Annotated in this window: 18 protein-coding genes and 1 pseudogene; 10 read left to right on the forward strand and 9 right to left on the reverse strand. The window is 67.2% G+C overall.

From position 1 onward, the window contains the following. The first annotated feature begins 87 nt into the window (after window positions 1-87). Both AWB95_RS11155 and AWB95_RS11160 read left to right on the forward strand, forming a co-directional pair. A complete protein-coding gene (locus AWB95_RS11155; RefSeq protein WP_085168222.1) occupies window positions 88-1,068 on the forward strand; it encodes a phosphotriesterase family protein in 981 nt (326 codons plus the stop codon). Continuing rightward, complete coding sequence (locus AWB95_RS11160; protein WP_085168224.1) at window positions 1,061-2,515, forward strand: AMP-binding protein; 1,455 nt, start codon at window positions 1,061-1,063, stop codon at window positions 2,513-2,515. The genes AWB95_RS11155 and AWB95_RS11160 overlap by 8 nt, the downstream gene beginning before the upstream one ends. Here AWB95_RS11160 and AWB95_RS11165 read toward each other — a convergent pair. Beyond that, window positions 2,481-3,657: pseudogene (locus AWB95_RS11165) on the reverse strand (acyltransferase family protein); the annotation flags it as partial. The gene AWB95_RS11160 and the pseudogene AWB95_RS11165 overlap by 35 nt on opposite strands. Before the next feature lie 100 nt (window positions 3,658-3,757). Here AWB95_RS11165 and pgfA point away from each other — a divergent pair. The 4 genes from pgfA to AWB95_RS11185 all read left to right on the forward strand — a co-directional run bounded on the left by pgfA (window position 3,758) and on the right by AWB95_RS11185 (window position 7,442). Then, the gene (pgfA, locus tag AWB95_RS11170) at window positions 3,758-5,005 is read left to right on the forward strand and encodes a cell envelope lipid trafficking protein PgfA (protein WP_169714669.1); all 1,248 of its coding nucleotides are present in this window, start codon (window positions 3,758-3,760) and stop codon (window positions 5,003-5,005) included. A gap of 27 nt (window positions 5,006-5,032) precedes the next feature. Next, the gene (locus AWB95_RS11175; RefSeq protein ID WP_085168246.1) at window positions 5,033-6,733 is read left to right on the forward strand and encodes an MmpA family trehalose lipid delivery protein; all 1,701 of its coding nucleotides are present in this window, start codon (window positions 5,033-5,035) and stop codon (window positions 6,731-6,733) included. Between the two features lie 76 nt (window positions 6,734-6,809). Then, window positions 6,810-7,034, forward strand: a complete 225-nt coding sequence (locus AWB95_RS11180; protein WP_062541905.1) for a hypothetical protein — start codon at window positions 6,810-6,812, stop codon at window positions 7,032-7,034. A 24-nt stretch (window positions 7,035-7,058) separates the two neighbouring features. Next, on the forward strand, window positions 7,059-7,442 hold the full coding sequence (locus AWB95_RS11185) for a nuclear transport factor 2 family protein (RefSeq protein WP_062541906.1): 384 nt from the start codon (window positions 7,059-7,061) through the stop codon (window positions 7,440-7,442). On the opposite strand, the gene AWB95_RS11190 is transcribed toward AWB95_RS11185, so the two are convergent. The 3 genes from AWB95_RS11190 to AWB95_RS11200 form a co-directional block, all read right to left on the reverse strand. Continuing rightward, window positions 7,439-8,878 carry a PPE family protein gene (locus AWB95_RS11190; RefSeq protein ID WP_085168228.1) on the reverse strand — a complete coding sequence of 480 codons (1,440 nt, stop codon included), beginning with the start codon at window positions 8,876-8,878 and terminating at the stop codon, window positions 7,439-7,441. The two genes, AWB95_RS11185 and AWB95_RS11190, sit on opposite strands and share 4 nt — an antisense overlap. 138 nt (window positions 8,879-9,016) lie before the next feature. After that, window positions 9,017-10,195 (reverse strand): cupin domain-containing protein, encoded by a 1,179-nt coding sequence (locus tag AWB95_RS11195; RefSeq protein WP_062540534.1) that lies wholly within the window; start codon window positions 10,193-10,195, stop codon window positions 9,017-9,019. A gap of 2 nt (window positions 10,196-10,197) precedes the next feature. Further along, window positions 10,198-11,385: a glycosyltransferase family 4 protein gene (locus AWB95_RS11200; protein WP_062540533.1), complete on the reverse strand. Its 1,188-nt coding sequence runs from the start codon at window positions 11,383-11,385 to the stop codon at window positions 10,198-10,200. 116 nt (window positions 11,386-11,501) lie between these two features. On the opposite strand from AWB95_RS11200, the gene AWB95_RS11205 reads away from it, so the two are divergent. Together AWB95_RS11205 and AWB95_RS11210 are read left to right on the forward strand one after the other, a co-directional pair. Next, window positions 11,502-12,281, forward strand: coding sequence for a class I SAM-dependent methyltransferase (locus AWB95_RS11205; RefSeq protein ID WP_062540532.1), 780 nt, complete (start codon window positions 11,502-11,504; stop codon window positions 12,279-12,281). A 42-nt stretch (window positions 12,282-12,323) separates the two neighbouring features. Next, window positions 12,324-13,796: an aldehyde dehydrogenase gene (locus tag AWB95_RS11210; protein WP_062540531.1), complete on the forward strand. Its 1,473-nt coding sequence runs from the start codon at window positions 12,324-12,326 to the stop codon at window positions 13,794-13,796. Window positions 13,797-13,871: 75 nt separating this feature from the next. Here the strand turns inward: AWB95_RS11210 and AWB95_RS11215 are convergent, their stop codons facing one another. Next, complete coding sequence (locus AWB95_RS11215) at window positions 13,872-14,675, reverse strand: crotonase/enoyl-CoA hydratase family protein (protein WP_062540530.1); 804 nt, start codon at window positions 14,673-14,675, stop codon at window positions 13,872-13,874. A gap of 190 nt (window positions 14,676-14,865) precedes the next feature. Here AWB95_RS11215 and AWB95_RS23265 point away from each other — a divergent pair, with 190 nt between their 5' ends. Then, window positions 14,866-15,012 carry a hypothetical protein gene (locus tag AWB95_RS23265; RefSeq protein ID WP_169714670.1) on the forward strand — a complete coding sequence of 49 codons (147 nt, stop codon included), beginning with the start codon at window positions 14,866-14,868 and terminating at the stop codon, window positions 15,010-15,012. Window positions 15,013-15,039: 27 nt separating this feature from the next. Then, window positions 15,040-15,660 (forward strand): TetR/AcrR family transcriptional regulator, encoded by a 621-nt coding sequence (locus tag AWB95_RS11220; RefSeq protein WP_062540529.1) that lies wholly within the window; start codon window positions 15,040-15,042, stop codon window positions 15,658-15,660. Between the two features lie 11 nt (window positions 15,661-15,671). On the opposite strand, the gene AWB95_RS11225 is transcribed toward AWB95_RS11220, so the two are convergent. The 4 genes from AWB95_RS11225 to AWB95_RS11240 all read right to left on the reverse strand — a co-directional run bounded on the left by AWB95_RS11225 (window position 15,672) and on the right by AWB95_RS11240 (window position 19,126). After that, a complete protein-coding gene (locus tag AWB95_RS11225) occupies window positions 15,672-15,968 on the reverse strand; it encodes a hypothetical protein (protein ID WP_062540528.1) in 297 nt (98 codons plus the stop codon). Then, window positions 15,965-17,458: a class I adenylate-forming enzyme family protein gene (locus tag AWB95_RS11230; RefSeq protein ID WP_062540527.1), complete on the reverse strand. Its 1,494-nt coding sequence runs from the start codon at window positions 17,456-17,458 to the stop codon at window positions 15,965-15,967. The genes AWB95_RS11225 and AWB95_RS11230 overlap by 4 nt, the downstream gene beginning before the upstream one ends. A 73-nt stretch (window positions 17,459-17,531) precedes the next feature. Further along, window positions 17,532-18,365: an arylamine N-acetyltransferase family protein gene (locus AWB95_RS11235; protein WP_062540526.1), complete on the reverse strand. Its 834-nt coding sequence runs from the start codon at window positions 18,363-18,365 to the stop codon at window positions 17,532-17,534. Then, on the reverse strand, window positions 18,350-19,126 hold the full coding sequence (locus AWB95_RS11240; RefSeq protein WP_062540536.1) for a crotonase/enoyl-CoA hydratase family protein: 777 nt from the start codon (window positions 19,124-19,126) through the stop codon (window positions 18,350-18,352). Before AWB95_RS11240 ends, AWB95_RS11235 begins: the two co-directional genes overlap by 16 nt. Window positions 19,127-19,233 lie beyond the last annotated feature (107 nt).

Raw genomic sequence — 19,233 nt, forward strand, 5'->3', positions numbered from 1 at the left:
GAGAACGCTCAGCTGACGCCAGCCGCCTAAACGCCACACGCAAATACGTCACCGAAATTCCGACCCAGACCACTTAGCATCGGGCCCATGTCGCAAGTGAATACCGCACGGGGAGCGATCGATACCGCCGACCTCGGCGTCACGCTGATGCACGAGCACGTGTTCATCATGACCACCGAGATCATGGAGAACTATCCGGAGGATTGGGGCGACGAGGCCCAGCGCCAGGCCGACGCCGTCAAGCGGCTCAACGAACTCAAGGCCGCCGGGGTGGACACCATCGTCGATCTGACCGTCATCGGGTTGGGCCGCTACATTCCGCGCATCGCCCGCGTCGCCGCCCAGACCGACCTCAACATCGTCGTCGCGACCGGCTTGTACACCTACAACGACGTGCCGTTCCGGTTCCATTACCAGGGACCGGGCACCCAGTTGGACGGCCCGGAGATCATGACCGACATGTTCGTCCGCGACATCGAAGAGGGCATCGCCGACACCGGTATCAAGGCGGCGATCCTCAAGTGCGCCACCGACGAACCCGGCATCACCCCCGGCGTCGAGCGGGTGCTGCGCGCGGTGGCCCAGGCGCACAAACGCACCGGCGTACCTATTTCGACGCACACCCACGCCGGTCTGCGACGCGGACTCGAGCAGCAACGCATCTTCGAAGAGGAGGGCGTCGACCTCTCCCGGGTGGTGATCGGCCATTCCGGCGATTCGACCGACATCGGCTACCTCGAAGAGCTGATCGCCGCCGGCTCCTACCTCGGGATGGACCGGTTCGGCATCGACGTGATCCTTCCTTTCGAGGATCGGGTGAACACGGTGGCGCGGATGTGCGAGCGGGGGCACGCCGACCAGATGGTGCTCTCCCACGACGCCAACTGCTACTTCGACGCGCTGCCCGAAGAGCTGATGCCTGTCGTCGCACCCAATTGGCACTACCTGCACATCCACAACGACGTGATCCCCGCACTCAAAGAGCGCGGCGTCACCGACGAGCAGCTGCACACCATGCTCGTCGACAACCCGCGACGGATCTTCGAACGGCAGGGCGGCTATGAGTGAGATCCTGCCGATCGGCACCCAGATCTCTGCGCTGGCACAGCGAGCTCCCGACGAACCCGCCGTCACCTGTGAGGGACGCACCATCACCCGCGAGGAACTCGACAAGTCCACCAACCGGCTGGCCCGCGCCTACGCAGAGCTCGGTGTCGGCGTCGGCGACTACGTGACGATCGTCTTGCCGAATTCGATCGAGTGGGTACAAGCCACGGTCGCATGCTGGAAGCTGGGCGCGGTTCCCCAACCGCTGTCGCCGCGGCTACCGGCCGCCGAATTCGAAGGCATCCTCGAGCTACGGCCCCGAGCCCTACTCGTCGGCCGTGAGTATCCCGGAATCCCCAGTGTACCAGCAGGATTCACGCCAGACACCTCCGATGACCCGCTGCCGGAAGCGGTGTCGCCGTGCTGGAAGTCGATGGCCTCCGGAGGCAGCACCGGTCGTCCCAAATTGATCGAAGCAGGCGGCGACAGCCGGATACCACCCGAGATCGGCTATCCCTTGGACGCGCAGGAAGGCGACGTCAACCTGATCTCGGTGCCGCTGACCCACAACACCGGCTTCACCACCGCAGTGATCGGCCTGCTGATGCGCCACCACCTGGTGCTGATGCCCAGGTTCGACCCGCACGAATTCCTGCGGCTGGTCACCGAACATCACGTCACCTTCCTGACGACGGTGCCGACGATCATGCAGCGCCTGCTGCCGGTCTATCGCGCCAACCCGAGCGCCTACGACCTGTCGTCGATCCGGCGATTCTGGCACCTCGGCGCGCCCTGCCCGCCAGCGATCAAACAAGCCTGGATCGACCTGCTCGGTCCCGAGAAAGTGTGGGAACTCTACGGCGGCACCGAACTTCAGGCACTGACGTTCATCTCCGGTGACCAATGGCTGACCCACCGCGGCTCGGTGGGCGTCGTGGTCGCCGGCGAGATGAAGGTGCTCGACGAGGACGGCAATCCGTGCCCACCCGGCGTGGTCGGCGAGATCTACATGCGACCCGGCCCCGGCACCGCGCCGACCTACCGCTACGTCGGCGTCACCGCCAAGAGCCGCGACGGCTGGGATTCGCTGGGCGATCTGGGCCACTTCGACGAAGACGGGTTTCTGTACCTGTCGGATCGGCGCGTCGACATGTTCACCGTCGGCGGCCGCAACGTCTATCCGGCCGAGATCGAGAACGCGCTGTCGGCACACCCGGATGTGTTGTCCTGCTTGGTAGTTGGCGTACCCGACGATGACCTCGGCCAGGTGCCCTACGCACTGGTGCAAGCGGAGGCTCTGGACGAGGAGGCCGTCCGCGCGTTTCTGGCCGAACGCATCGCCGCGTACAAGGTGCCGCGCCGCGTCGAGTTCGTCGACACCCCGCTGCGCGACGACGCCGGCAAAGCGAGGCGTTCTGCGGTGCGCGCTCAGGTCATGGCGCGATTGCGTCCTCTTGGCGCCGGCTGACCGCCTCCTGCCGTCGAATCTCCCAGCGCCGCAACGCTTCCCGGCACGGTGATTCGACCAGCGCATAGCTCACGGCGGCAATGGAGACGGCGAAAATCAGCGTCAGGACCAGCACCTCGGGCATGTGGCCCTGGAACGAGAACTCGCCGATCACCGGGAACACCATGGTCAGCGCCGCCAGATGCCAGATGAAAATGCCGTAGGACCAACGGCCCAGCGTCACCATCGGCGCACTGCCCAACAGCCGGTGCGGGGTGTCGGGCCGGTCCAGGACCAGCGGCGCCACCAGCGCGGCCGCCAGCAGCGAACCCATCGCGGTCTTCACCGTGAACTCCGCGGCGGTGCTGGGCGTCAACCCCGCCGGACCGGCCAGCGGGGAGGCCGCCACCAGATAGGCGCCCACCGCGACGACGGCCAGCAGCACCCGCCGCCGCGCCAGCCGATGCGGCAACCCGATCGGGCTGTACACCCACTCCGCGAGCAGCATGCCCGCGACGAACCAGGAGAAGAACGCCGGCGGCCAGTTCAGCGGGTTGAGCCCGGACGGCGCGTGGAAAGGAATCCAGCCCCAAAACCAGCTGGCGATCCCCAGGCCGGCGATCACCGGCACCCGGGCGCGGACCGGCAACCGGGCGGCCAGCAGCGCCAGGATCGGCAGCGCCAGGTAGAAAGTGACCTCAACCGACAGGCTCCACATCTGCGTCAGTCCCGCCGTCAGCGTCAATGGCACATAGACCTGGGTCAGCGACAAGTTCGCCAGCCACACGGTCAGGCTGGCGTGCTCGGCGTCGGGCAGCAAGGTCAGGATCACGACGACGGCCACCACATAGGCGGGCATGATGCGCACCACCCGGGACCGCAGATAGTGACCGGTCGACGGGCTGGGTCCCAGGCCGCGCGCCGCCGCCGCGTGCCCGCGCCACAGCAGGAACCCCGACAAGGCGAAGAACACCGCAACGGCCAAGTCGAAACGGCCGAACAGCCGACCGTCGACCCCACTGGAGTGTCCGGTCTGGAACGCGACGTGGGTGATGACGACACCGATGGCCGCGCATGCCCGCATGCCTTCCACCGCGGGCAGGAAGCTGCGGATCCCGCCCACCTGCCGGCCATCACTCATGGCAGACAGTGTGCCTGTGGCGCCGCGGGACTAAGCCGGCACCTTAAATATTGCTGTTAGGGTCAAACGAGTTTTGGCTTTGCTCCCAGGTAAAGCGGTCTCGGACCAGAAGGAGGACGCGGGTGAACCGAGCAGTCATGTTGCGGATCGCCGCATGCGGAATCATGGGACTCGGGGCCGCCCTGCTGATTGCCGCGCTGCTGCTCTGGACGTATACCGCCAGCAGGATCACCAAGATCCCACTCAACCTGGACACCACATTGATCAGCGACGGCAGCGGAACCGCGCTGGACCCGGCGTCCTTATCCGGCGACCACTTCGTCGTCGACAAGAATGTGCCGCTGGTTTCCCAGCAGCAGATCAGCGTCGAGTCGCCCGCCAACGCGGACGTCGTGACGTTCCAGGTGGGCACGTCGGTTCGGCGCACCGACAAGCAGAAGGACACCGGCCTGCTGCTGGCGCTGGTCGACACCGTCACCCTCAACCGCAAGACGGCGATGGCGGTCTCCGACGAGACCCATCCCGGCGGGGCCGTGCAAAAGCCACGCACCATCAACGACGACAACCCTCCGACCAACATTGCGCTGCCGCACGACGGGCTGTCCTACCGGTTCCCATTCCACACCGAAAAGCAGACGTATCCGTACTTCGACCCGATTGCGCAGAAGGCGTTTGACGCCAACTACAGCGCCGAGGAAGACGTCAACGGCCTGACCACCTACAAGTTCACGCAAAACATCGGGTACGACGACGACGGCAAGCTGGTCGACCCGGTGAAGTACCCGTCGCTGTACGCCAACGACGAGGACAGCAAGGTCACGGCTACCGCCGCGATGTGGGACGTCCCCAGCGACAACCCCGACGAGAAGATCGCCATGACCCGCTACTACGCGGCGCAGAAAACGTTCTGGGTGGACCCCGAGTCGGGCACGATCGTCAAGGAAGAACTGCACGCCAACCACTACTTCGCCCGCGACCCGCTGAAGCCGGAGGTGGCGCTGGCCGACTACAAGGTCACCACCAACGAAGAGACGGTCGAAGGGCAGGTCAACGCGGCCCGCAACGAGCGCGATCGGTTGGCGCTGTGGTCGCGGGTGCTGCCGATCACTTTCACCGCCGCCGGCTTGATCGCCTTGATCGGCGGGGTGCTGCTGGGCTCGTTCAGCCTGCGGACCGAGGCGGCGTTGCTCGACCCCGGCCTGGACACCGCCGACCATGGCTTCTTCGGCCGCGGCGGGCCGCCGGCCGAGCCGGTGCCCGGGGCTGAGGCCGAGACCGAGAAGCTGCCCACACCGCCCGCCGACCTCCAACGAGACGCCGGTCCGCCGCCGACGGCCCCACCCGAGCCGGGTCCACCCGACCGGACCTAACTCTTGACCGGGATCGGCCGCTGGGTTCTGCAGGGGTCCCGTCCCGGGTACGCGCTGGCGCTGGCGCTGCTGGTGGTCGGGCCGCTGCTGAGGCCGGGTTATCTGCTGCTGCGCGACGCGGTGTCCACGCCGCGGTCCTATCTGTCCGACACCGCGCTCGGTCTGTCCGAGTCGGCGCCGCGCGCGACGCCGCAGGATTTCGCGGTCGCGTTGGCCTCGCATCTCATCGACGGCGGCGTCGTGGTGAAGGCGCTGCTCGTCGTCGGGCTGTGGCTGGCGGGTTGGGGTGCGGCCCTGCTGGTCTTGGCGGTGTTGCCGGAGGCCGGGGCGAGCGGTCAGTTCGTCGCGATCACGCTGGCGATCTGGAATCCCTATGTCGGCGAACGGTTGCTGCAGGGGCATTGGAGCCTGCTGGTGGGCTACGGCTGCCTGCCCTGGGTGGCGACGACGATGCTGGCGCTGCGCTCAGGAGGCGGATGGCCGCGGTTCTTCGGGCTGGCGTTCTGGATCGCGCTGGCCGGGCTGACGCCGACCGGCCTGATGCTGGCTGCGACGGTGGCGCTGGTCTGCGTGCTGGCGCCGGGCGATGGCCGCCCACGTTGGCTGTGCGGTGCGGCGACGCTGGCCTGCGCGGTGGTGGCGGCGTTGCCGTGGCTGACGGCGACGGCGCTGGGCTCCTCTTTGCCGGCGGAGCAGGGTGCCGCGATAGCCGCGTTCGCGGCGCGCGCCGAGCCCGGCTTGGGCACGCTGGGCAGCCTGGCCAGCCTGGGCGGCATCTGGAACGGCGATGCGGTACCACCCTCTCGCGCAACGCTTTTCGCGGTAGCAGGGGCAGTCGTGATGCTCGGTGTGGTGGCGGCTGGACTGCCTGCTGTGCTGCGTCGGCCGACGGCGGTGCCGCTGCTGGTGCTGGCTGCGGTGTCGGTGCTGGTGCCCGCGGCGTTGGCCACCGGCCCGGGTCTGCACATGCTGCGGACGGTGGTCGACGTCGTGCCCGGCCTCGGTGTCTTGCGCGACGGGCAGAAGTGGGTGGCGCTGGCGATGCCCGGCTATGCGTTGGCCGTCGCTGGCGCTGTGCTGACGCTGCGACGTTGGGTGTACCCCGCCGTGACGGCGCTGATCTGTTGTGCCGCACTGTTGTTCACGCTGCCTGACCTGACGTGGGGGGTGTGGGGCAGGGTGGCGCCGATACACTATCCGCCCGGCTGGGCCGCTGTCGCGGCGGCAGTCAACGACCATTCCGGGGCGGTAGCGGTGCTGCCGGCCGGCAGCATGCGCCGCTTCTCCTGGTCAGGTCCGGCGCCGGTGCTCGACCCGCTGCCGCGCTGGGTGCGCGCCGACGTGCTGGCCACCGGCGACCTAACGATTTCCGGGGTGACCGTTCCCGGCGAGGGCACGCGGGCACGTGGCGTGCAGCAGCTGCTGTTGGCCGGAGCAGATCCCGCCATGCTGAACCGCGCCGGGGTGGCGTGGCTGGTCGTCGAGCGGGCAACGCCCGGCGAGATCGGCTCGGCAGCAAGGATATTCGAGCACCTCCCCGCGGTCTACCGCGGGCCTGACCTGGCGTTGTATCGAGTCAGCGGCGAGAGTGTCGGCGCCCCTGCCGGTCGGCGGTTGACCGTGCTGATCGCGCATTTCGCGTGGCTGGCGACGCTGGCCGTCGGGGCTATCGGGATGGCGGCAGCCGGCTGGCGCCGGTGTCGGCCGCTCGGTAGTCGGAGGACATGACGTCGCCGATTGCCCCCAACCGGCCGGGGAACCGCGCATCAGGGTAGCGTGACAGCAACAGCGAGGACGGATAAGCATGGCCATAAAGGACTGGCGGGACGCACCGGAGATTCATCCGTCGCAGATCCGCGTCGGTGACATCATCGACACAATGCAGCCCAACCACCTGCGCTACACGGTCAAATTGATCAGCGGGCCGCAGACAAGCCCGCGGCAGTGGACATTTTTCGGCCGCGACGCCCACGGCTTGCAGCACACGAACACATTCGGAGAGAACGACTTAGTTCGCAGGTACACCTGAACATCGCGCCAGTCGGACATTCGCATGAGCTTGTCGAAGGCCGAGGTGCGCCACGTCGTCGATGTCTATCTGCAGGCCTGGACCACCCAAGACCCCGACCTGATCGTCACCATATTCACTCCTACCGCCACCTACCATGAGCGCGTGCTGGGCGAGCCGGTCTGCGGCGAGGCGGGAATCCGCGACTATTGGCAGACCAAAGTGGTTGCGGGACAGGCCAATATCGAGGCCACGTTGCTCAACCTCTACCTCGACGGCACGACGGCCGTCGCCGAGTGGGAAGCGCGGTTCGACGATCTCGTCCAAGGACACCGCAAGCTGATGCGCGAGGTCGCGATCCTGGAATTCGACGGCGATCGGATTCAAAGCTTGCGGGAGTACTGGGCGTCCGAGCGACTGAGTTCCTAACTGGTGTCGGGGTGGTCGGTGTCGGTGCCCCAGCTGCTCGGCATCATCGGCATGGCCGGGCCGCTGAGCGCATCGTCGGCCAGCGTGGTCAACCCGGCGGCTTGTCCGGCCCCGGCCTTCCGCGCAGTACCGGCGAAGCCCAGTGTTCCCGCACCCTGGTCCGAGGCTGCCACGTCGGGCTCCAGATCCATGTATTCGTAACCGCGCCCCAGCTGTTTCGCTTTGGTTCGGCGCCTGCGGTGGCTCGCATCTTCTCGGGTAGCCGCCGCGGCCCCAACAGCCGCCGAGTCGGGCTCTGACGCATTCATTTTGGCTCCGGCGCGGACGCTCATCGGCGCGCCGGTCCCCACTCCGGGCGGCCCGACCACGTACGGGTAGGCGAAACCCGCCCCGCCGGGCGGGGGCGGTGCCGGCGGGCCGGTGGTCGCGACGGCGCTCGCTGTGGGCGCGGTCGCGGGCGCCGGGGCCGCAGCCTGGGCGGCGGCCGGCGTGGGCGCGGGTGAGGGCGTGATTCCGGCAACCGGCTGGATGTCGGCCGGCGCCGGCGCGGCCGCCACAGCAGGAACCTCGGGCGTGGAGACCGAAGCGGATTGGGGCAGGCCGGCCAGCCCGGCCAGGCCCGCGGCGCCCGCCATCGGAATGGCGGGCGCGATCAGGCCGAACGAGAGCTCCGATAGTTGCGTCAACTGGGGGGCGAAGGTGAGATACACCTCGCCGCCCCAGCGAGGGATCCAATACGTGAATATCTGATACAGCACCTCGGCGTTGGTCGGGCTCGGGTGCAACAACTCATTCTCGATGGCGGTGCCGATTTTGCCTAAGCGCTCGGTCCACCAGCTCGGGTCGGTGGGACCCGGCCCCTCGTCTTGGCTTCCGCCGGAGTTGTTGTTGCCGTTGGTTTTCTGGATCACCGGCGCAGGGTCGGTCTGCGGCGTCGACGCCACCGCGGTGCTGGAGACCGCTTGATAGGTCGTCATCGTGGTGGCCGCCTGAACCCACATTCGCGCGTAGTCGGCCTCGTTGAGCGCGATCGGAATGGTGTTGATCCCAAAGAAATTCGTCGCTACCAACACCGCGTGCATGGCATGGTTGCCGGCCAGTTCGGCCAGAGTTGGCATCGTCGCCAGCGCGGCGGTGTAGGCCGCCGCCACAGTCTCATGCTGAGTGGCCGTTGCCGCGCTGTTCGCGCTGACGTGCATCAGCCACGCCAAATACGGAACATGGGCGGCCACATACGATTCCGCGCTGGGACCCTGCCACGCCCCGGTTTGCACCGCCGCCAACAGCGAGCTGAGCTCCTCGGCCGCCGACTCGTATTCGACGCTCAACGAGTTCCACACTCCGGCCGCCGCCAGTAACGACTCCGGCCCCGGACCGCTGCTCAGCAACGCCGAATGCACCTCCGGTGGCGAGGCCATCCAGATCGGCGCGGTCATCGTCGAACACCCACGGGCACCCTCCCGGGGTAATTCTTCCGCGGCGGCAGCGCCTTCGCAATAACGAACTGCGGATGATCTGGGTGCTTTGGTCCGCTTTTCCGGACTTTTAGCCTTGATTTCTGCGCAAAAGCACTTTTAGTCGTCGGGCAGCCGGACAAGGAACCCGGTCGTGATCAACGTTCGGGCCAACGCCGTCTGCTGCTCGGGACTCAGTCCGGGCAGTTCGCGAACTCGAAATGGCTTGCTACTCCCCGCCACGAACTTAATCGCGGCTTTGTGATCCGGACCGACCTTTATCAGCAGCTGAGCAAACTGCAGACCAACATTCCCAGTGTCGGCAACCACTCGGGAGTAGAGCGGCTGGTACTTGACCACCAGCGTGTCTCCGTCGATTCCCACGGCGTTGGAGACCTGTCCGACCGGTGGGCAGCGGCCGCGCCGAACCAGCACCTCCTCCATGGCGCCGAGACCGTCCGCGATGACGCTCGGGTCCCCGACGGTTCGGAGGATGTCGTGCACGACGTCAGTCAAACTCGCGCGCACCCCTGCGTCATCCAGATGCCGCGCCGGCAGACGGGCGTGGATGCCGTCGTCGCGCAGACTCAGCGAATAGAGCACGTGGGTCATGAGCGTCAGCACAGTGGGCGCGTGAATTCCGACGGTCAAGTGGACGGACGGCTCCGACTGCGTCTCCGCTCCGTGAACTTGGCCGCGCGGCAGGTACAGCACGTCGCCGGCCGCCAGGCGCAACTCGGTCGGCGACGAGAGTTCAGGTGTGGCAACCGCATCCGGGTGGTGCATCTCGTGAGGCGGGACCGCGGCGTCGTTGGACAGGTACCAGACCTTCGATCCCTGGATCTGGAGAATCAACACGTCGTGCGGGTCGTAGTGGGGGACGAAGCCCGCCGATCCGGGTGGCGTGATGTAGCCGTTGACCCGTGTCGGGAAGTTCAGCTCGACCTCGATGGCGTGCGACAACGTACCGATCGCACGCACGTACTGCTCAAGCCTGTTGAGGACGATCGTGTACCCGTCGGCGAAGTCGTTGCGGACGCGAGCCACATCCAGGCTGCCGTCCGCAAGCCGGTAGGTGCCGGGGTCCTTGTCCTCGCCACGGCGTACCAGGCGCACCCCGGACGGCTCCGGCCGGACATGCTCGAGAAGTTCGTCGATCACCGACGGCCCCTGCAGCAGACTGTCGAAGTAGCCTGCGTTGCTTCGCTTGACGTGGTGATGCGTCTGCCCCCATACCTCGTCGAGAAAGGTCTGCACACTGAGAGGTTGAAGCAGCCAGGCTAGCGACGTGTCGGCCACGGCTACACCACGCCGCTGATCCGCTTTCCGGCCAACACGGATTCCAGCACCGTGCGCATCGCGTCGGCGCTTTGCGGCCAGGAGAATTCGGCGCTGCGCGCTTGCGCCTTGCCGCCGAGCTGGTCGCGCAGCACCGCGTCGTCGAGCAGTTGGTGCAGCCGATTCACCAGCTCAGTCCGGTCGTCGACCAGCACTCCGGTCACTCCGTCGATGACCGAATCGGCCAGCCCACCCGACGACCGGTAACCGATGGTGGGCACGCCGTGCTGGGCCGCCTCGACCACCGCCAGCCCCCACCCTTCCTTGCGCGACGGCAGCACGTGCACCCAAGACTGTTGCACCACATGGTGTTTGGTCACATCATCGACATGGCCGTGGAATGTCACCGCGTCGCTGATGTCGAGGCGTGCCGCATGGTCGACCAGCCGCTGCCTCCACCAGCCGCCGCCGACGATGTCCAAATGCAAGCCCGGTATCCGCGACCGCAGTTGCGCCACCGCATCCAGCGCGTCCTCGATCTGTTTGTGCGGCACCAGTCGGGACAACACCACCACCCGCGGGGTGGCCGCGCGCGGCCCGGACAGCGACGTCGCCGGTGCCTCATCAAGACCGTTGCGCACCACCGCGATTCGCTGGTAGTCGACACCCAGTGCCACCAAGTCGCGGGCCGACGGAAGCGAGACCGTCACGTATTGGTTGCGCCGGTGCACTCGCGGCGACAGCCACGACTCGACGAACCAGCCCAGCCGGCCGAGCATCCTGCCGGCCACCGGCCACTGCTCCCGGTGGCAATGGTGCACCAGCACCGCCACCCGTCGTCCATAGATCAGCCGGGCCAGAAACGGCAGACCGTTCTGGGTATCGATCACCACGTCGGGCCGTACATGCCGCAGCGGTCCAAGTCCGAGGCGCGCCGCCGCCATCGCCAGCAGCGCCCACACGTACACCGAGTAGCGCCCGCCTGCGCGGCTGATCCGCACCCCGTCGATCACGTCACGGCGGGCCGCGCCTGGGTAGCGGGCGGTGCGCAGCGTGACGGCGATACCGGATTCGGCGAGCTGCGCGCCGATGCGCTGCAGGTAGGTTTCGCTGCCGCCGCCTTGCGGGTGGCCGGTGTCACGCCAGCACAGCAGTAATACCGCCCCGAGACCCTGGGATCGGTGGCCCGAGGGCCGGGAGCGCGCAAACATCGCGGTCCAGCCTAACGCCACCCCGCGACGGTGCGTGTTTGCACGCAACACGCCGTATGAATGCGTACAACTACGCACGTTCGCGCAGGATTCGGTCCGCCCATAGGCTTAGGGCGATGGCCGTGACCGACGTGTTGGCCCGGCGGGCGACGCTGTCCCGCTCGCTGCGGCTGCTATCGGAGTTCCGCTACGAGCAAGCGCAGCCGGCCCGGTTCTACGGCACGCTGGCCGCCGACACCGCGGCGATGGTCTGCGACCTCTGGCGCGGCATGCACGGCGAATCCCCGGTGGGCCGCACCCTGCTCGACGTCGGCGGCGGGCCGGGATACTTCGCGACGGCGTTTGCCGACGCCGGAATCCGCTACATCGGCGTCGAACCGGATGCAGACGAAATGCACCCGGCTGCACCGACTTGCACCCAGAGCTCGGGCGCATTCGTGCGGGCGTCGGGCATGGCGCTGCCGTTCGCCGACGACTCGGTGGACATCTGCTTGTCATCCAATGTCGCCGAACATGTTCCGCGGCCCTGGCAACTGGGCGCCGAGCTGCTGCGGGTGACCCGGCCCGGCGGGCTGGCGGTGTTGTCGTACACGGTGTGGCTGGGGCCCTTCGGCGGACATGAGATGGGCCTGTCCCACTATCTGGGGGGCGAGCGGGCCGCCGCACGCTATGCCCGCAAACACGGCCACCCGGCGAAGAACAACTACGGGTCGTCGTTATTCGCGGTCTCGGCGGCGGACGGCCTGGACTGGGCGGCCAGCACCGGGACGCTGGTCGCCGCATTTCCGCGCTACCACCCGCGATGGGCCTGGTGGTTGACGTCCGTGCCGGTGCTGCGGGAATTTCTGGTGAGCAATTTGGTGCTGGTGCTGCGGCCGCAGCCGCCACTTGACTGAAACCTGTTCTCGTTTTGCCGGTCGCTGGGTAGGGTTGGCGCCATGACCGACAGTCAGAAGACCGAATACGACAAGCTGTTCATCGGCGGCAAGTGGACCGAACCGTCGAGCACCGACGTCATCGAGGTGCACTGCCCGGCCACCGGCGAATACGTCGGCAAGGTGCCGCTGGCGGCCGCGGCCGACGTTGACGCCGCCGTAGCGGCGGCCCGCAAGGCGTTCGACACCGGACCGTGGCCGTCGACCCCGCCGGCGGAGCGCGCGGCCGTCATCGCCAACGCGCTCAAGTTGATGGAAGAGCGCAAGGAGCTGTTCACCCAGATCCTCGCGGGCGAGACCGGCCAGCCGCCGACGACCATCGAAACGATGCATTGGATGAGCTCGATCGGAGCGCTGAATTTCTTCGCCGGCCCGGCCGTCGAGCAGGTCAAGTGGAAAGAGATCCGCACCGGCGGATACGGGCAGAGCATCGTCTACCGCGAGCCGATCGGCGTCGTCGGCGCGATCGTCGCCTGGAACGTCCCGCTGTTCCTGGCCGTCAACAAACTGGGCCCGGCACTGCTGGCCGGCTGCACGGTGGTGCTGAAGCCGGCCGCCGAAACACCGCTGAGCGCAAATGCTTTGGCGGAAGTGTTCGCCGAAGCCGGCCTGCCCGAGGGTGTGCTCTCGATCGTTGCCGGCGGGATCGAGACGGGGCAAGCGCTGACCTCCAACCCGGACGTCGACATCTTCACCTTCACCGGCAGCTCGGGTGTCGGCAAGGAGATCGGCCGGCGCGCCGCCGACCTGCTCAAGCCGTGCACGTTGGAGCTCGGCGGCAAATCGGCGGCGATCGTCCTCGACGACGTCGATCTGGCCTCGGCCATCCCGATGTTGGTGTTCTCCGGGATCATGAACACCGGGCAGGCCTGTGTAGCCCAGACCCGCATCCTGGCTCGGCGCTCGCGATACGACGAGATCGTAGACGCCGTAAGCACTTTCGTGCGGGCGCTGCCGGTGGGCCTGCCGTCGGACCCGGCCGCCCAGATCGGTTCGCTGATCTCGGAGAAGCAGCGCGCCCGCGTCGAGGGCTACATCGCCAAGGGCATCGAGGAGGGCGCCCGGCTGGTGTGCGGCGGCGGACGCCCCGACGGGCTGGACAGCGGCTTCTTTGTGCAGCCAACGGTTTTCGCCGACGTCGACAACAAGATGACGATCGCGCAGGAGGAGATCTTCGGACCGGTGCTGTCCATCATTCCGTACGACACGGAAGACGACGCGATCAGGATCGCCAACGACTCGGTGTACGGCCTGGCCGGCAGCGTGTGGACCGCCGACGTGCCGCACGGGATCGAGATCGCGGAGAAGATCCGCACCGGGACGTATGCGATCAACTGGTACGCGTTCGATCCGTGCTGTCCGTTCGGCGGCTACAAGAACTCCGGCATTGGCCGCGAAAACGGGCCCGAGGGCGTCGAGCACTTCACTCAGCAGAAGAGTGTGCTGATGCCGATGGGCTATACGATCGACAGCTAGCGTCCCGAGCGTGAAGCTAGGCGCACAGTCGAGCTTGAGTGTGAAGCTAGCTTCACGTTGAGCGCCGAAAGAGGGCTAGCGGCCCTGGAAGTGGGCCTGCCGGCGCTCGACGAAAGACTGGACGCCCTCGGCGGCGTCGGCGGTCCCAAACAACGCGGCAACCTCCGGTCGCAGCCGTGCGATGGCGGCCGCATCACCGTGTTCGCGGGCCAGCTGCGCCGACGCCAGAGTGGCCCGAACACCCAGCGGCGCAGCATGATTCGCGATGGTGTGGGCGATCTCACGCGCCCGGGCCAGCGCGGCCGTCGCGTCGATGGCCACCTCCTGAACCAGGCCGATGCGATGCGCCTCGTCGGCGCCGAACTCGTCGCCGGTCAGCAACCAGCGCATCGCATTACCCCACCCGGCGTCGCGGGGAAGCCGGATCGTCGCGCCGCCGAACGGGTAGATCCCGCGTTGCACCTCGATCTGCGCGAACCGGGTACCGGTGGCGGCGACCCGTATATCGGCGGCGAGCAGCAGCTCGATGCCCAGCGTCATGCACCAGCCCTGGGCGACGGCGACCAGCGGAGTGGTCCAGGAGCCGTCGAGGCGCCACGGGTCGCGCCCGTCGTCTGGGAACTCCAGTTCGCCGGCGGCGATGGCCGGTGCGACGTCGACCAGGTCCAGCCCGCCGGTGAAGTGCTCGCCATGGGCGAACAGCACCCCGGCACGGATCTCGGCGTCGGTCTCCAGCAGCGCATATGCCCGGGACAGCTCGGCGAGCATCGCGCGGTTGAAGGCATTGCGTTTGTCTGGCCGGTTGAGACCGATCAGCAGCACGTGGCCGTCCCGCTCGAGGGTGACGGTCTGCATAACGGGCAGTGAGGTTTCGGTCATGGGCCGAGTCAACCGCAGGTCTAAGTAATATGCAATAGAACATAGACAGTGCGGCGTGCTTAGCGTGGCTTGCGCTTATGAGGCGCAGTTATCCCTTGTAGGGCTACCTACTTGTATAGAACCCCTAGCTTGTTCTATGCTGTCTTGCATAATCATGGGCCTCACCGGCGCATGAGGCAGGAGACAGATCATGTGGGTCCTCGAGTTGAACATCGTCGGTTACCGCTTCACCCGTGAGGTTCCCGACCTGCCCCACACGTCCTTGAAGTCGGTGCGGTTGCACCCGCGCAGCGTGCACTGGCGGATGCCGCAACTACGCCACTCGCACGCCGCCTGAGAGTCGGGATTCCCGGGGGAGTTCGCCATGTCGTTAGCCACGCGCACCAGACGCGCCAAACGAGGCGGGACGCGCACCAAGATGCTGGTCAGCGCCGCGGAGGTGATGCGGGAACGCGGGGCCGCCGGCGTCACCATCGACGAAGTGCTCAATCGCAGCGGCGCGCCGCGCGGCTCGGTCTACTACCACTTTCCCGAGGGCCGCAACCAAATCCTCACCGAAGCCCTACGGTATGCCGGTGATGCCATCACCGCCACCATCGATCAATCCGCCGAGCGTGGCGCGATGGTGCTGCTGCGCGAATTCGTCGAGTTGTGGGAACGGCTACTGGCCGATAGCGACTTCGCCTCGGGCTGCCCCGTCGTCGCGGCTGCGATCGGCTCGGCTGACGAGGAACCGCCTTTGACCGCCGAAGCCGGGCAGATCCTGGACCGCTGGTGCGCCGCATTGGCGCGGGCATTCGTCGCCGACGGCTTCCCCGAAACGGATGCGGCATCGCTGGCGGTGACTTCGATTGCGGCGCTGGAGGGCGCCGTCGTGCTATGCCGTTCGACACGCAGCGCCGGCCCGCTGCGCGAGGTGCACAGCCAGCTCGAATTCCTCATCAAGGCAAGGGAATTCGTCCGTCGTAACGGCGTTACCAAGTAATCGCGGGAAAGTCAGTCGCTGGCCGGCAACGGCTTGGCCTCTTTGAGGCTCAGCGCGGTCTGACCGATCGCCAGTGTCCCTGCGCCCGCCTTGGTCACCAGCACCTCGGCGCCGTTCTCGTCCACATAGCGCTTGCCCATCACGTTGCCGTCGGCGAACGCCGGATCCAGTTCCCCGGAACGCTCGGCGCCCAACGGCACCATCGGCGCGCCGCCGCAGCGCAAGTCGTCGAGGCTGTCGGCGCTGCGCACGACGATGACCTGGGTGTCGCACACCTGGCTGGCCAGACGGGTTCCGTTCTTGATCATGATTTCGATCCTAGAGTTCTTAGGGATTCCACGATTTCGCGGCGAAGCACCTTGCCGGTGGCGTTGGTGGGCAGCTCGTCGCGAAAGACTACTCGGTCGGGAGTGCGTGAACCGCGCAAGTGTTTGCGGACATGCTCGCGCAATTCGTCGGGGTCGGGGTCGACGCCGACGGTGGGCACGACCACCGCGACGATCGCCTGACCCCACTGCGGATCGTCGACGCCGACGACGGCGACGTCACGCACATGCGGGTGCTCGATCAGCACGTCTTCCAGTTCGGCAGGCGCGATGTTCTCACCGCCGCGGATGATCGTGTCGTCGCTGCGCCCGCCGATGAACAGATAGCCGCCCTGGTCGAGCATCGCGATGTCGCGCGTGGCAAACCACCCGTCGGCGTCGAGCACCGAACCGATCCCGGTGTAGCGGCCCGACACCTGGTCGCCGCGCACGAACAGCTCGCCCATCTCCCCCGGCCCCAGTACGGCGCCGCTCTCGTCACGGATCTGCACTTCGATTCCCGGCACCGGTTGACCGACCGATCCCAGCCGGCGGGCGATCGCGGGATCCGACGCGGCCTGCGCCTCGCGGTGGTCCTCCGGGGTGAGCACTGCGATCGTCGAACTGGTCTCGGTCAGGCCGTAGGCGTTGACGAAGCCGACGTTCGGCAGCAGCTCCAGCGCTCGGCGAACCAGCGGCAAGCCCACCTTCGATCCGCCGTAGGCGAGGTTGCGCAGCGACGGCAGCTCGTGGCGGCCGGTCTCCAGCACGGTGACGATGCGGTCGAGCATCGTCGGCACCACGGTGGCGGTGGTGACGTGCTCGGCGTTGATCAGCCGCACCCATTCCTCGGGATCGAAGATCGGCAGATAGACCATCTTGCGCCCGGCATACAGGTTCGACAGCGCGGCCCCGACCCCTGCGATGTGGTAGGGCGGCACGCAGATCAGCGCGGCGTCGGTCGGCTCGGCCGACTCGAATTCCACTGTGCCGGTGACATAACTGGTCAGGTTGTTGTGCGAAAGTTCGACGGCCTTGGGCGCCGACGTGGTGCCCGACGTGAACAGCACGATCGCCGTCGCGTCGGGGTCGAGAAACTCTGCGGCCGGCTCCGCGCTGCGGGCCTGGGCCAGGAAGTCGTCGGAATCCATCACCCGCGTGCCAACCACGATGTCGCGGTAGCGGCTGTCGACGACCACGAGCGGTTCGGGCAACCGCCCGATCAAACTCTGGATGCTCTCGGCGGAGAGCCGGTAGTTGATCGGGGTGAACGGCAGACCGGCGCGCGCCGAGGCGAAGATGAGCAGCGGCAACATCGCCCCGCCGGTGCCGACGTAGACCACATGCCGGCAGCCCGATCCGGCGATGACGCCCGCGCCGCTGTCGGCCAGATCGCTCAACTCTTGCGTCGTCAACCGAAGGTCACCGGAGACGACGGCGGTCCGGTCTGGGTTGCTCGAGACCGCCATCTCGAGGAGTAACGAAATGCTCAAAGCTCGGACTTTCTGTGCCGTCGGCCCGTTACAAACACCGCCAAAAGTGTCATGCCGAGTTTAGACGACGCAGCTAGTTGTCGAGCACCTGGGCGATCCGGGCCTCGACGTCGCCCAGACCGGACACGTCGATCCCGAACCGGTTGACCAGCGCGTCGAGCACCTGCCCGGCCGTGTCGAATCGGATGCGTTCGGTTTCACCCTTCGAATGGATCGCGAGATGACGCCCGTTGAGGTTCCACCGCGCGTCGTCTGTCACGAGCGCGGCGGTGAGGCTGGTGACAAAGTGCGACTCGGGATACGTTGACACATACCAACTTCCGACCAGTAGGTCGATCAGCGGTCGCGGCTCGATGCTGAAGATGTACAGCGGCTGCCACGTCTCACGGACCAGCGCTTCCAACACGTATCCGTCGCCGTGAGTGCGTAGCCGGTACGGCTCGTGCCGCGTTTGTTGAACCGGGCCGGGTATCAGGCGGATCGGCGAGGACAGGGTTTGTCCGCCGAATCCGACGTCGACCAGAAACACGTCGTCGACGCCGGGGATGCGCACCGACAGCGCCTGGTGGGTCAGCGCAGGGGGTGGCCCGTCCAACCCCTGCGGGCTCATCCACATCACCCGCGCCGCCAGCGCGTCGACCCTAAAATCCAACTGCTCGAGCACATATCGCAACAGATTGTTGTGCTCGTAGCAGTAGCCGCCGCGGCGCCGGCGCACCAGTTTGTCCGTCACACCCTCCGGGCTGAGGTCGGTTACCGGGACACCGAGCAGCGGGTCGAGGTTCTCGAACGGGATGCGACGCCCGTGCGCGGCCACCAGCTCGGCCAGCGTCTCCAACGTCGGATCGGCCGGCCCCGCATAGCCGACCCGACCGAAATAGGCCGTGAGGTTCAGGTCCCGGTCCACCGTGGCGGGCGCTTCTCGGCGAACGCGATCGCGCCTTCTTTGGCGTCGTTGGAGGCGAACACCGGCATCAGGATCTTGGTCTGCTCGGCGAACATGTTCTCCGGGCTCCAGCCGCGGGACTCGACGATGATCCGCTTGGTGGCGGCCACCGCCAGCGGGCCGTTGGCGGTGATCTTCTCGGCCAGCTTGATCGCCTCGTCCAGCGCCTTGCCCGGCTCGGCCAACACGTTGACCAGGCCGAGGGCATGCGCCCGCTCGGCGGGCAGGTTGTCGCCGGTCAGCGCCAACTCCATCGCCACGGCATACGGGATGCGCTGCGGCAGCCGCAGCAGCCCGCCACCCCCGGCGACCAGCCCCCGTTTGACTTCGGGGATGCCGAACGCCGAGTCCTTCGACGCCACGATCAGGTCGGTGGCCAGCGCCAACTCGGTGCCGCCGGCCAAGGCGTAGCCCTCGACGGCGGCGATCAGCGGCTTGGTCGGTGGACGTTCGGTGAAGCCCATGCCGCGGCCCTGGACGACGACGTTCTCGCCGCGCGCGAACGCCTTGAGGTCCATGCCCGCGCAGAAGGAGCCACCGGCACCGGTCAGGATCGCCACCGACAGGCCCGCGTCGCCGTCCAGGCGGTCCATGGCGTCGGCGAGGCCCTTGCTGACCGCGGCGTTGACGGCGTTTTTGGCCTCGGGCCGGTTGATCGTGATGATCAGTATTCGATCCCGCTGCTCGACGAGAACTGGGGCTTCTTTTTGTGCGGTGCTCACGACGGTGTGACGCTCCTTCGGATCGGGACAGGTGTCGAACGATGGTATCGGTCGGCCCGAACCGCCGCCCGCGCGCTCGACTACCATCACAGCAGTATCGGCGCGGA

It is taken from the genome of Mycobacterium celatum, from assembly GCF_002101595.1.
Taxonomy (GTDB): domain Bacteria; phylum Actinomycetota; class Actinomycetes; order Mycobacteriales; family Mycobacteriaceae; genus Mycobacterium; species Mycobacterium celatum.

Excerpts from the sequence above, each read along its gene's own strand:
- AWB95_RS11155 (WP_085168222.1), top strand. The coding sequence starts at position 88 with ATGTCGCAAGTGAATACCGCACGGGGAGCGATCGATACCGCCGACCTC.
- AWB95_RS11160 (WP_085168224.1), top strand. The coding sequence starts at position 1,061 with ATGAGTGAGATCCTGCCGATCGGCACCCAGATCTCTGCGCTGGCACAG.
- AWB95_RS11180 (WP_062541905.1), top strand. The coding sequence starts at position 6,810 with ATGGCCATAAAGGACTGGCGGGACGCACCGGAGATTCATCCGTCGCAG.
- AWB95_RS11185 (WP_062541906.1), top strand. The coding sequence starts at position 7,059 with ATGAGCTTGTCGAAGGCCGAGGTGCGCCACGTCGTCGATGTCTATCTG.
- AWB95_RS11190 (WP_085168228.1), bottom strand. The coding sequence starts at position 8,878 with ATGACCGCGCCGATCTGGATGGCCTCGCCACCGGAGGTGCATTCGGCG.
- AWB95_RS11200 (WP_062540533.1), bottom strand. The coding sequence starts at position 11,385 with ATGTTTGCGCGCTCCCGGCCCTCGGGCCACCGATCCCAGGGTCTCGGG.
- AWB95_RS11205 (WP_062540532.1), top strand. The coding sequence starts at position 11,502 with ATGGCCGTGACCGACGTGTTGGCCCGGCGGGCGACGCTGTCCCGCTCG.
- AWB95_RS11210 (WP_062540531.1), top strand. The coding sequence starts at position 12,324 with ATGACCGACAGTCAGAAGACCGAATACGACAAGCTGTTCATCGGCGGC.
- AWB95_RS11215 (WP_062540530.1), bottom strand. The coding sequence starts at position 14,675 with ATGACCGAAACCTCACTGCCCGTTATGCAGACCGTCACCCTCGAGCGG.
- AWB95_RS23265 (WP_169714670.1), top strand. The coding sequence starts at position 14,866 with ATGTGGGTCCTCGAGTTGAACATCGTCGGTTACCGCTTCACCCGTGAG.
- AWB95_RS11220 (WP_062540529.1), top strand. The coding sequence starts at position 15,040 with ATGTCGTTAGCCACGCGCACCAGACGCGCCAAACGAGGCGGGACGCGC.
- AWB95_RS11225 (WP_062540528.1), bottom strand. The coding sequence starts at position 15,968 with ATGATCAAGAACGGAACCCGTCTGGCCAGCCAGGTGTGCGACACCCAG.